The 13,490-nt window shown below is 36.5% G+C and carries 6 protein-coding genes; 2 read left to right on the forward strand and 4 right to left on the reverse strand.

Annotated elements, in window-relative coordinates; genetic code table 11:
- Positions 1 to 15: 15 nt before the first annotated feature.
- A complete protein-coding gene (locus A3EM_RS0123780; RefSeq protein WP_020530760.1) occupies positions 16 to 1,878 on the reverse strand; it encodes a cation:proton antiporter in 1,863 nt (620 codons plus the stop codon).
- A gap of 387 nt (positions 1,879 to 2,265) precedes the next feature.
- Between A3EM_RS0123780 and A3EM_RS0123785 the strand changes: the two genes are divergently transcribed.
- Entirely contained in the window at positions 2,266 to 3,633 is a 1,368-nt protein-coding gene (locus A3EM_RS0123785; RefSeq protein WP_020530761.1) for an aldehyde dehydrogenase family protein, read from the forward strand.
- A 137-nt stretch (positions 3,634 to 3,770) separates the two neighbouring features.
- Here the strand turns inward: A3EM_RS0123785 and A3EM_RS0123795 are convergent, their stop codons facing one another.
- The 3 genes from A3EM_RS0123795 to A3EM_RS0123810 form a co-directional block, all read right to left on the reverse strand.
- Positions 3,771 to 5,171, reverse strand: coding sequence for an RtcB family protein (locus A3EM_RS0123795; protein WP_026210551.1), 1,401 nt, complete (start codon positions 5,169 to 5,171; stop codon positions 3,771 to 3,773).
- Positions 5,172 to 5,517: 346 nt separating this feature from the next.
- Entirely contained in the window at positions 5,518 to 6,555 is a 1,038-nt protein-coding gene (locus tag A3EM_RS0123800) for an alpha/beta hydrolase (RefSeq protein WP_020530764.1), read from the reverse strand.
- A gap of 352 nt (positions 6,556 to 6,907) precedes the next feature.
- Complete coding sequence (locus tag A3EM_RS0123810) at positions 6,908 to 9,337, reverse strand: ABC transporter permease (protein WP_020530766.1); 2,430 nt, start codon at positions 9,335 to 9,337, stop codon at positions 6,908 to 6,910.
- Positions 9,338 to 10,270: 933 nt separating this feature from the next.
- On the opposite strand from A3EM_RS0123810, the gene A3EM_RS0123820 reads away from it, so the two are divergent.
- Positions 10,271 to 13,069 (forward strand): glycoside hydrolase family 2, encoded by a 2,799-nt coding sequence (locus tag A3EM_RS0123820; protein ID WP_020530768.1) that lies wholly within the window; start codon positions 10,271 to 10,273, stop codon positions 13,067 to 13,069.
- Positions 13,070 to 13,490 lie beyond the last annotated feature (421 nt).

A 13,490-nucleotide genomic window follows, 5' to 3' on the forward strand; every position in this document is an offset into this window, starting at 1 on the left:
GTCCATTTTTTTTACTCAGGAAACCGCATGATTCGATTCGGTTTGGGTAATTGGCTCTTCGTCCTTTAATATGTAATAAAAAATATTACTTTCCTGCCCCATATTAATAATCTGATTATTAACAGGTTCCACTTTCCTGAAATCTTTTAACAGAAATAAAGGAATAATAGAATCCCCTAAATCCTCAATAAAATCATTCAGTTCAGATTGAGAAGTCACATCATATTGCTGAATAGTGGGATTTTGCCGGAAATAATGGGTAACATTAATATAATCCACTGCACCATTAAACAATAAGTTTTTGGTCCTTTTAGTCTTGTTATCTTTAGTTTCCTCATTTGACCCAAGGCGATAAACCCGCTGGTTGCCAAATTCTTCACTAAAAATTTTACAACTCATCATATTGATCTCTGTATTGCTGGTCATGGCATGTAGTTGACCAAACTGGGATAAATCTATTTCTTCATAAACATCATCACTGGCAAGACTTCCTTCAAAAGTAGGCAAATCCAGCTTTTGCGCCTCATAAATATTTGATTGTGAGGTATCTGCCAATAACACAGGAACATTCAAACGAGTTAAAAACTGTGCAATAAACCTGGCAGGCTCACTTGCTCCGAGAAATAAAACTCCATTGGGTTCACTTCTGGTTACGCCTAAAAGTTTGGCCAAAGGTTTGGCGGTGATCCCCTGAAGCACTACGGTTCCTACAATGATGAAAAATGTAAGTGGCAGTAATAATTTTGCATGGAAGATTTCCATCATACTACCAGGGTTTCCATCTAAAATGGGAACAAGTCTGATGGCGAAAATAGAAGCCACACCCGCAGAAACAATTCCTCTGGGACTAATCCAGGAAATAAACAGCTTTTCTTTTAATGATAACTCGGATTTGATAGTACTTAAAAATACTGAAACAGGACGAAGTACGAATACTACTACAGAAAATAAAATAAAACTACTCGGATTGATGATGGTAATTAAGTCTTCTGCCTGAATTCTGGAAGAAAGTAACACAAACAAAAAGGAAATCAGAATGAGTACAATATCTTCTTTGAAACTTAGAATTTCCTTTAGATTTTCTATTTTCAAATTGGCCAAAATCATTCCCAATAAGGTCACTGCCAGCAAGCCTGATTCCGCATGAATCACATCTGACAAAGCAAATGTCATGATTACCATAGCCAATACCACTACATTTCTGAGGTATTTGGGAATTAAATTTCTGGTAAGCACATAATGTAAGATAAAGGCAAATGCTCCTCCTACAAAAACTCCGGCAAGAATGGTGATTAGAAAACTCTTTAAGGCAAAAATGGTAAATTGCTCTCCTGGTTTTCCGGAAACTATAAATTCATAGATTAGAATCGCAATTAAAGCGCCTATTGGGTCAATCAGGATACTTTCCCATTTCAGCACCGTATTGATACGGAAATTGGGTTTTACATTTCTTAGAATCGGACCAATAACCGTAGGGCCTGTAACAATGATGAGTGAGCCAAATAAAAAGGCAAACCGCATGGACATTCCCAATACATAATGTGCCACCATTGCCCCGCCAAAAAGAGTAACAATAGTGCCTACAATTATCAGATTCCGAACAGTTTTACCAAGGGAATTGACTTCCTTCAACTTCAGGGTTAAGCCCCCCTCAAAAAGAATTAACCCTACTGAAATGGAAATAACATCAAACAGAAATTCCCCCTGAAAAATATTATCTCCATCAATAAACTTTTTTCCATCATAGGAAATGATCGACCATATTGGCCCGACCAATAATCCGATAATAATTAGGGGAAGTATAGCAGGAACCTTTATCCTCCATGCCAACCACTGTGCTAATAAACCTAATACTAATAAGGCTGCCAGTTCAATCATAAGGAACTACTAAAAAATTTTACTTGTTCAAAAAATTCCTAAAAGGGACTATGGGTTTAAATCCCATTACCTATTAATGAGTATTATTTACATTTATTATCTTAATGGTTTGTATATTTTTGCTAAAGATTGGGATTAATCTTACCCCAAAAATTAAATTTTAAAATATTATATCAGGGAAATTGAATTTTTTAATGTTTTTCATTAATTATGAGGTAATATTATTATTTTGATATTTTAAAACACGAAATAATAATTTTATTCAAAAAAGAGGTTGAACTTCAAAAAATGATTGTTCGGCTGATTCCAACCATTTCTTTGAGCGTTTTTTAAGCAATCTTCAACTACAAATAATCACTTTTAATTTGAACTGAAAGGACATAAATTATGAAAATCATAAACCCTACTACGGAGGCTACTATAAAAGAAATAAAGGAAGACAATGACCAGAAGATTACTGAGAAATTCATGGAACTAAAAAGGGGCCAGAAGGTCTGGAAATCCATTCCCCTGAAAAACAGAATCCAGTGCCTTTCCAATTTTGGTAAACTTGTAGAGGAAAATATTGATGAACTTGCCCAAATTCTTACCGAAGAAATGGGAAAACCTTTATCCCAATCTGTAAATGAAATAAAAGGGGCGGATGCCAGACTTAAATTCTTTTTAAAAAATTCGGAAAAATGGCTGGCAGATGAAGATTTGGGAGCCAATGGAAATACTTTAGAAAAAATTAAATATGAACCCCTGGGGGTAATAGGGAATATTTCAGCATGGAACTACCCGTACCTGGTGGGATATAATGTTTTTGTTCCAGCCTTAATTGGAGGTAATGCCGTACTATACAAACCCTCCGAATTTGCCACACTTACCGGACTGAAAATTGAGGAATTAATGATAAAAGCAGGCATTCCTGAAGATGTCTTTAAAACAGCAATTGGTGGAAAAAAAGCAGGAGAACATATGACCAAGCTTCCGCTTGACGGCTACTTTTTTACAGGTTCTTATCAAACAGGGATACACATTGCAACAGCCGTAGCCCATAAACTTGTGCCCTGCCAAATGGAATTAGGCGGGAAAGATCCATTATATGTTACAGATAAAATTAAGGATATAAAAAAAGCGGCCAGTTTTGCGGTAGAAGGAAAATTCTATAACAATGGGCAAAGTTGCTGTGCCATAGAAAGAATTTATGTACATGAAAATGTGTTTGATGAATTCGTGAAAGAGTTCGTGAGTCTGACTGAATCCATGAAGGTGGGTGACCCCATGCGAGATGATACAGACTTGGGTCCTTTGGCCAGGAGGCAGCAATTAGATTATTTATTATTTCAGGTGAATGATGCACTCGATAAGGGAGCTAAAATGATTTTAGGGGATGAATCTATTGAAACTCAGGGTTATTTCTTTGAGCCTACTGTGCTCACCGATGTAAGTCACGACATGAGTCTTATGGTAGACGAAACATTTGGCCCATTAATCGGAATTCAAAAAGTGAGTAATGATGACGAGGCTATTGGCTGGATGCAGGACACTGATTATGGCCTTACAGCCGCTGTATTTTCGGATGATGGCAAACGTGCAGAAACGATACTTGAAAAACTTGATGTAGGAACCGGATACTGGAACTGTTCGGACCGCGTAAGTCCTAACTTACCATGGTCAGGAAGAAGAAAATCAGGTTTAGGCAGCACACTTTCATATCAGGGAATCAGGGCTTTTGTACAACCTAAGGCCTATCATTTGAGGGAGTGGTAGGTGAAGTTTTTCATTTATCAATTTATGATAATGCAGGAAAAGCAGACATTATCCCGAAAGAATTTGAAAATCTTTTAGATTCAATTGATCTAAAAGATTAATTAATATTGTTATGCTAAAAAGAATGAAAGGGGAAGTTAATCCCCGTCCATTCTTACCACTCTTGGAGTAAATTTCCCAATCACATCTACCAGGTTTTTCTGAATACTCATTACTTTATTGATATCTTTATAGGCAATAGGAGCTTCATCAAGTCCACCTCCAATCAGGTCTATTTGATTGGCTTTTAGCACCTTTTTCAGCTCACTTCTGGTAATGGATTCCCTGGCCTGCCTTCGGGACATTTGTCTACCTGCTCCATGAGAGGCCGAATTTATGGCATCCTCATTTCCCTTTCCCCGCACTAAAAATCCCGGAGCAGTCATTGAACCGGGGATGATTCCTAAAACATCCTTTTGTGCCGGAGTCGCCCCTTTTCTATGCACAATCACTTCCTTTCCATTCAGCATTTCCTTCCAGGCAAAATTGTGATGGTTTTCCACCACAGCCAACGGCTTCTCCCCTAGTGCCTTGCCTAACCTTTTGTGAATTTGATGATGACAAGCCGAAGCATAATCACCCGCCAGATTCATTGCCAGCCAATATTCCATTCCTTCTTCTTTGTCCAGATCGAGCCATGCCAAATGTTTGGCTTCCCTGGGTAAATGGCAAAGACTAATGGCCAAATCCGTGTAATGTTTGGCTATGGTGGCCCCCAAACCTCTGGATCCAGAATGCGATAAAACGCCAACATATTTCCCCACAGGCAAATCGAGTTCATTGGATTTATCCAGGATTTCAATTTCCCCAAACTCCACAAAATGATTCCCAGAACCAGAAGAACCTATTTGTTTATAAGCTTTATCTTTCAGGCCTTTTACCACAGAAATCTCACTGAATTCCTTTCGCTCAAGAATTGCGTCATCCATTGGTTTGTCGAATCCATTTCCGGCTCCAAACACCGTATTATCACTTAAATACTTTCTCAATATGTTAGTATGCCGGTTGATGTAATTTTCAGGCATCTGGTAAATTGACAAACACATCCTGCAGCCAATATCCACACCTACTCCAAAAGGAATAACTGAATTCTCTGTAGCCAAAACTCCCCCAATGGGCAAGCCATACCCCTGATGCGCATCTGGCATCAGGGCACCTGCAATGGTTACAGGTAATCTCATTGCCACATCCATCTGTTTTCTGGCCCCTTCTTCAATTTGCTCACTTCCAAAAACCGGATAACTTTCACTCTCCAGCTTCAATGGAATTTCCATGTTTTTAACTTTGGGAGTAATTAAGGCTTCGGCAATCCTGCCTAATATTTCATTTTCCAGGTATTCTTCTGGTTTTTCTAATATGGATTTTAATAAATCCAGTTTTTCTTTTAAGGAATTTCTCTTATAGGCCTTTCCCACAATATTGATGGCCAAGCCTATCACTTTTCCCTGAGGATATCCCATTTTCCTCAAATCACTTCCTCTCAATTTTAATCTTCCCATGATTATATGTATATATTTTTATCTATTCACTATTTCCTTTCTGATTATGAATGGACATTCACACAAAGCATAACAGTGAATAAAAAAGCCTGAATAAAGAGTTTACTCAGGCTTAATTTAAAATTTTATTCAAAAAAAAGCCCGAACTGCAGGTTCAGGCTTATTCAATATATTTTGAAAATATAAATACTACCTGAACCTTTGAAGTTCAATTCCAGCAAAAGAGTTGCTGTAGTGGTCGATATTTATATTATAAAGTAGCATTTTTAGATATGATTTGCTGCAAAAGAATAGTAATTTTTGAATATTCAAAGTAAAAATTCACTTTTTTATAAAACTACTTTCTCTACTTTACATCATAAGGCAATTCATCCACCGGCTGTAAATTCATAGTTTCTCCTAAAAATACCATCGTAGAATCACGAACCTCCTGCCAGTTTTTCGAAACATATTTTGAAGCAATAACATGTTCACCAGCTTCGGGAAATGGCATATTTACCTTAAGAGAATCTGGAGTACCCAACATCCCAAACATCTCTCTCATGGCTCCTACCGAAACCACCTGGTCCTGTAATTTTTCATTTTTATAATAGTATCCAAGAAATAAGGGACATTTTATTTTAGCAAAAACTTCAGGTTTCATCAATTGCGTTACCAAGGCAGATAAAGTAACAAGCCCTTCTATTCGGTATTTAGTACTCCAATAGTTTTCCTGAATCTCGTATTTAGGAGTAAAGCCAGCATAGTCAGATCCCATTACCACCCGACCTACCTGTAATCCCCACTGAGCAGCCAACAATTTAGCATTAGGATCGTAGAAATCCACCAACGGAGAATAAAGCACTAATCCGGCAATTTCCGGATTTTCAGCTGCGAGATACAGGCCAAACATACCTCCTGTGGAGGTCCCCATTACGATCACCTTTTCACCTATTTCTTTTCCAATAGCCACAGCTTTTTTGGCTGAAGCAAGAAAGCTTTCCGGTTTTAAATTAAAGAAAACCTCTTCTTCCTGAATACCATGTCCCTCCAATCGGGAAAGATACAAATTACAACCATAATATTTGGCCACTTCCATATGCACAGGCTCACCTTCACCCTGAGAAGCTGAAAAACCATGCAGATACACTATGCTATAGGGTGTTTTCTCCTTCTTTTGCTCATCTGCCCAGATTATCCTGGCCTCATTATTTTCTTTTAATCCAATTATTGCGGCCTCAGACTTTTCTATCTCCTTTTCCAGTTCAATCAGGTTATTATTCACTACCGGCAATGTTCCATTCATGTTTTTAACTTTTATTTTGGGGCCGAAATAATAGACCAATACCAATATCACCATGATCCCGCCAATCCCTCCAAAAAACCATTTAAGTACTTTTAGCATAGTTTAAATTATTAAGCCGCTTTTTTTATTCTTGAATTTGATTTTTCTGAAAGTATTACCTAAAAATATAAGCACCAGTGCTCCATACCGGGTACTATTCTATTATTTCTGAGAAATATTAATCTCTCTAACAGTTCTTTATGGCAAAATAATCCACGGTTAATTTTGAATTATTACTTAAAACACCATTTTTCAAATTTCCCCTAAAATAAATTTTTGAAATGAAGAATAAAAGGGTTGCCAAAACAACCCTTTTCCTGTAAAACTTTTAAATGCTAAAAATAGTAAATTACGGTAATTTACTTCCTGTTCAACAATCCTTTTGAAATTAATTTTTTATTGAACAATTAATCTATTCGTAACGAAGCGAATCAATCGGATTGGCCAAAGCAGCTTTTACAGTCTGATAACTTACCGTAAACAGGGAAATGATTACCACTATTCCACCAGCCAATAGAAAAAGTAAAATGTTAATATCTATTCTGTAAGGAAAACTATTAAGCCAGTAATCCATCAATAGATAAGTTATGGGAGTGGCAATGAGGATGGCAATAATAATTAGCACCACAAATTCTTTGGAAAGCAAAAACAAAATGTGGAAAACGCTGGAACCAAATACTTTCCTCACTCCAATTTCCTTGGTTCTTTGCTGGGCAGTAAATGCAGAAAGGCCAAATAAACCAAGACAGGCGATAAATATTGCCAGAATAGAAAAAATGCTAAAAACCTGTCCAAACCGCTCTTCTGCCTTATATTGCCTGTTAAAAAAATCATCTAAAAAGAAATATTCAAAAGGATTCCCGGGAAAATAAGTTAACCATTCCTGGCTAAGTTTTTCCATCACCGCATTTACCTTCCCAGTTTCCAGTTTTACTGAAAAAAATGAATTACTTCCTTCAGAAAGTCTGTAAACAATTGGTGTAGTAGTATTCTTTAATGACATCTGATGATAATCTGCAATCACCCCAATTACAATTCCTGTATCTCCGCCAACAGTTACCCTTTTTTGAATGGCATCCTGGAGGTTTTCAAATTGTAAAAGTCTGGCTGTAGATTCATTCAGGATAAAGCCTTCTTTATCGGATTCCACGTCTCTGGAAAAATTCCTTCCTGCCAAAACTTCAATATCAAAAGCCTCCAAATAATCATAATCCATTCCTACATTATAGATGGTAGTACTATTTTCCGGTCCTCCCTGCAAACGCCTGATTCCTCTCGTCCAGTAAATTTCATTACCTGGTACATTTGAAGAAGCAGAAATATACTTAACTCCACTTTCCCTTATCATTTCATTTTTAAAGACATCTAATTTATTCTGGTAAGTAGAATCAATCACCTGCGGCCCCCGGATCACCAGGGTTTGTTCGATATCAAATCCAAGGTCCTGATTTAACATAAAATTGATTTGCTGATAAACCGCGATGGTTCCGGCAATGAGTAATACGGAGGCTCCAAATTGAAAAACTACCAGTGATTTTCTTAAGAAAACACCTTTTGTGGAAGTACTTAATTTCCCTTTTAATACAGTAACCGGCTGAAAACCAGACAAAACAATAGCAGGATAAAAACCAGAAAGGAATGCCCCAATTAAAAACATCACTGCCAGGGCTAACCAAAACCAGGATTGCTGGAAAAATTCAAAGGAAATAGGTTTACCGGTCAATTCCTGAAAATAGGGTAAAGCAACTGAAACCATTATAATAGCCAGAATGATTCCTGCCATATTCAAAATGGCCGATTCAAACAAAAACTGCCTGACCAATTGTAGTCTATAGGCACCCAGGGTTTTTCTAACCCCCACCTCATTGGCCCTGTCCACAGCCCTTGATGTAGATAAATTCACATAATTCACCCAGGCTATTACCAAAGTAAAAATAGCGATGATAATTAAGAAATACACCACATTTCCATCACCTTGCTCTTCTGGTTCAGATTCCTGGAGCAAGTCTGAATATAAGTGAATATCCAAAAGTGGTTGTAAAATAAATGCCTGCTTATAGTTGTGTTTTTTCCAGTCTTCTCCTCTGACTTCTTCGAGATGTTTATCCCATTTTTCCTGAAAAGCCTGATAATCAACTCCTTCATTCAATAGAATATAAGTATTGAAATCATACCATCCCCATGAAGTTTCACTTCCGTTTTCAGAAATGTTATTCAGTGTTTCATAGGAAAGCAAAAAATCAAATTTAATATGGGAATTTTCGGGTAGATCAGCCATTACACCAGTTACCTCATATTCAATCTGTCCCCAGGCTGCAACCGATATCATTTTTCCTACTGGATCTTCATCCTTAAAATATTTTTGAGCTACCCTTTTAGTAATGACAGCTTTATTAGGTTCCACCAAAGCAGTTTTGGGATCACCTGAAAGAAGTTCAAAAGAAAAAACATCGAAAGTAGAGGGCGAAGCAACCTGCATTTTTTCCTCCCTGAAATTTACCTGATTGCCTTGTGGATCCACATAGGTAACCACTCCACTAATTGGAAATAACCGGGTAAATTCCGCCACCTCCGGAAAATTATCCTTCAGCTCCGGACCAACTGCCGGTACAGCCGCTGCACATTCAAATGTTTTTCTTCCATTTTGCCAATTGTCATACCTGATCCGATAAATACGGTCTGCTTTTTCATGGAAGCTATCATAACTTAATTCATAATTAACATATTGGAGTATAAGCAGGCAGGAAGACATGCCAATTGCCAATCCCAAAATATTGATAACTGAAAAAACCTTGTTTTTAAAAAGGGTTCTTAAGGCAATTTTAAGATAATTTTGAATCATTGTCTTTGGAAAGTGTTATGGAAAATCTAATTCAGGCATACCATTAATTAAACAGACCAAATAGCAACAATTTCAGGAAAATTAAAATAATTATATGCTCAGTGAAGATATTTTGGGGTAAGTGGTAAAAATAATGTGGGAATGGATTTGGAGATAATTAAAAAAAAGTAGTACCTTCCCACCACCCAAATTTATAAGGTAAAGATAAGGCATCGGGAAGGCATTAGCTTGATCAATTATTTAAATTACATTTCAAATATGACAAAAAGAATGCTAGAATAAAATCACCATTTTTAAGGGATTTTAGAAAGGAATTCAGCAAAAAAAAACCAGCAAACTAACATTACTAACACACTCATAATAAACAACTTAAAAACAAAACCTTATCCGAAAACCCTATCATTTTTTCTGCATTTTTTTAATTAATTAACAATTTGGCAAAAACTTGGAAAAATCCAATTCACATAAGATCACTACCACTAATCAATAAATTATACCACTTATAGGCACCTAACGTCAAATCTTTTAGCGATAATCATACTTTATTTTTTAATGAAATCTTAAGAATATAACTGTTTATCCCTCATTCTTCATAAAAAATGAATTTCCTGACATCAAAAAAACACAAAAAATAACCCTTTCCGGGTTAATTTTATCCTGATTAATTAAAACAAGGAAATAGAGTTTACTTCCCATCCCGTCTAAGCAACAGGAAAAAAAGCCTTTTTCTGAGCCAACCATAAGCAAATTGACTTACGCACCGATCAAACCCAACTTTTCTAAATTGCATTATTTAAAACGTTGCCGTTAATTTTTTTCTTTTTTCACCTCCATAATTCTGCCTTCCTCCATAACTTCGAACCAGCTAAATTGCTTAAATCATTTGCTTTCTAAATAAATACCGAAAGTGAATTATACTAAAACAAATTGAAAATGAATTTCAAAATCTACAAACTACTCATCTTTTCAGTTTTTTTATCCTCTCCCCTATTTTCTCAGTTCACCCAAATCCAATATTTATCTGGAATAGATAAAGACCAAACAGTTGATTGGGAATTCTTTATTGATAATGGCCAAAACAGTGGAAAATGGACGACCATTCCTGTGCCTTCAAACTGGGAACTTCAAGGTTTTGGAGTTTATAATTATGGCAGGAAAAAAATGGTACCACAAGATGAATCAGATGAAACAGGTCAATATAAATATAGATTTAAAGTAGCTGAGGCCTGGAAAGGGAAAACCATTAATATAGTATTTGAAGGCTCCATGACAGACACAGACGTATATATTAATGGCAAATCAGCCGGCCCTGTTCATCAGGGGTCTTTTTACCGCTTCAAATATGATATTACAAAGCTTTTGAAAATTGGAGAAGAAAACCTGTTGGAAGTAACCGTAAAAAACTGGTCATCAAACCCATCGGTAAACACTGCTGAACGAGAAGCTGATTTTTGGCTTTTTGGGGGAATTTATCGTCCGGTTTATCTTGAAGCATTACCCAGGCAACATATAGAGTGGACAGCTATTGATGCCAAAGCAAATGGAAGTTTTGCCGCCCACATTTATTTAAAAAACAACAAGGATATTTCAGCAGTGACTGGCCAAATTCAAACCCTTTCCGGAGAAAACATTGGCTCAGCTTTTTCTGCTTCGGTACAAAAAAAAGAGGATAAAGTTATCCTAAACACCAAAGTCGATCATCCCAATTTATGGTCCCCTGAATTTCCCAACAGGTATCAGGTAGTATTTTCCATCAAAAACAATAAGGGAATTGTTCATACCATTACAGAGAAATTTGGTTTCCGTACTGTAGAGCTCAAACCAGAGCTTGGCATTTTTGTAAATGATGTAAAAATCAATTTAAAGGGCGTGAACAGACATAGCTTTTGGCCGGAGTCTGGCCGATGCCTGAGCAGGGAACTCAGTGAAATTGATGTCAACCTGATCAAAGAAATGAATATGAATGCGGTGAGGATGTCTCATTATCCTCCGGATGTTCATTTTCTGGATGTCTGCGATTCTTTAGGCTTGTTTGTTTTGGATGAGGTTACCGGTTGGCAAACCAATTACGATACAGAAGTGGGTAGGAAACTTGTAAAAGAAACGGTTGTCAGAGATGTGAACCATCCTAGTATAATTATCTGGGACAATGGAAATGAGGGAGGATGGAATTATGAAATTGACGATGATTTTTATTTATATGACCCTCAAAAAAGGCCATTAATTCATCCATGGGAAAAGTTCAGGGATACTGATACTCAACACTATATAGATTATGATTGCTGTGTTGACGGTGCGTTTAACAGTTCAGATATTTTCTTCCCTACAGAATTTTTACATGGACTATATGATGGTGGTCATGGAGCCGGATTGGAAGATTTTTGGAATCTGATGCAACAAAAACCGTTGGCTATTGGAGGTTTTTTATGGGTATTTGGAGATGAAGGAGTAGTAAGAACGGATAAAAACGGAATGGTAGATACCAATAAAAGTAATGCTCCGGATGGCATTGTAGGGCCCTACAGAGAAAAAGAAGGCAGCTTTTATGCCATAAAGGAAATATGGTCCCCAATTGTCATTAAGCTGGATAAAATCACCAAATATTTTGAAGGAATAATTCCTATTGAAAATCAATATTTGTATACCAACCTGAATCAGGTAAAATTTGATTGGGAGCTTGCAAGTCTTCCAAATTATAATTCTTCTGAAAACAAATCAATAAACTCAGTTACAGGAAATATAAAATCCCCTTCAGTGGCTCCTTTTAAAGCAGGAGAATTAAAAATAGATTTGCCCGAAAACTGGGAGGAGTTTGATGTGCTTTACCTGAAGGCAACCGATCTTTATAATCGAGAAATTTTCACCTGGAGCTGGCCCGTGCAAAAGGCAAAAGTTATTGCTTCAAAACAAATTAATAAGGAATCTGATTTAGTGGCAACCGGTGAGGAATATGGTGATGAAATTATTTTAAAAGCCAATAAAATAGAATTGGTTCTTGAAAAAAACAGCGGTAAAATTAAAACGGTGAAAAACAATGGCGAGTTAATTTCATTCTCAGGGGGGCCTGTGGCTGATGAAATGTTGGGGGAATCGAAATTGAAAGAAGTGAAGCAGAGTAAAGATGAAAATGATTATCTGGTAGAATTCATTTTCGAAGAGAAAAGTATGATGAAAACCATTCAATACCGCATGCAGGGAAATGGATTGTTGAAATTACATTATGAATATCTGCCGAAAGGGGGACAATATGATTATATCGGTATTGAATTCAATTACCCAGAAGAAAAAGTAACAGGTATAAAATGGCTGGGAGAAGGCCCTTACAGGGTTTGGAAAAACAGGATGAGAGGGACAAAATTCGGGATTTGGGAAAAGGAATATAATAATACAATTACCGGAGAAACACTTTGGGAGTACCCTGAATTCAAAGGATACCATGCCAATTTATACTGGGCCACCTTTCAAACAGAAGAACAAAACTTTACAGTCATTTCTGAAACTGATGATATTTTCCTTAAACTATTTACTCCTGACAGCCCTGAAGGAGCCTACAATACAAATAATGACGGTGTATTCCCAAAAGGAGAAATCGCATTTATGCACGCCATTAGTCCTATAGGAACTAAATTTAAAAATGCCGATCAGCTGGGTCCTCAGGGGAAAAAGAATATGGTACATTATAATAGAAATGCAAAAAATATGAAAGCCACCCTATATTTCGATTTTAGGTAAGGCCCAAATACATGAGGATTATAAAAAAGAGGAAGTGAATGAATTCACTTCCTCTTTTTTATCTAGGCATAATGCTCAGATTGCCCGCTTTTTACCCAATTCATTCCAAAGGTTCCCAATTTTAGAATAAATCGATTATGAAAGTTAAAACCCTAAAACTTTCCCTTCACCAATAATTTCTGACAATTCCTTACTACAAATTACATCAGGCCCGCTGAAGGCAAAAGGTTGTTAATTATGCTTAACCAAACCGGGTAATCCATCTAAAACCATATAATTTGGTACAAAATTCGGAGAATAAAATTAAATGAGGATATTTGCAGCCTCAAAGGAATTAAAAACAAGGCAAAATTTCTTTAAAACCTTACATTATACATGTAATTTCAATACTTACTCTATAAAAAACCATCTACGAAGCAAA

The organism is Flexithrix dorotheae DSM 6795 (genome assembly GCF_000379765.1).
Classification (GTDB): Bacteria; Bacteroidota; Bacteroidia; order Cytophagales; family Flammeovirgaceae; genus Flexithrix; species Flexithrix dorotheae.

Excerpts from the sequence above, each read along its gene's own strand:
- A3EM_RS0123810 (WP_020530766.1), bottom strand. The coding sequence starts at position 9,337 with ATGATTCAAAATTATCTTAAAATTGCCTTAAGAACCCTTTTTAAAAAC.
- A3EM_RS0123820 (WP_020530768.1), top strand. The coding sequence starts at position 10,271 with ATGAATTTCAAAATCTACAAACTACTCATCTTTTCAGTTTTTTTATCC.
- A3EM_RS0123780 (WP_020530760.1), bottom strand. The coding sequence starts at position 1,878 with ATGATTGAACTGGCAGCCTTATTAGTATTAGGTTTATTAGCACAGTGG.
- A3EM_RS0123795 (WP_026210551.1), bottom strand. The coding sequence starts at position 5,171 with ATGGGAAGATTAAAATTGAGAGGAAGTGATTTGAGGAAAATGGGATAT.
- A3EM_RS0123785 (WP_020530761.1), top strand. The coding sequence starts at position 2,266 with ATGAAAATCATAAACCCTACTACGGAGGCTACTATAAAAGAAATAAAG.
- A3EM_RS0123800 (WP_020530764.1), bottom strand. The coding sequence starts at position 6,555 with ATGCTAAAAGTACTTAAATGGTTTTTTGGAGGGATTGGCGGGATCATG.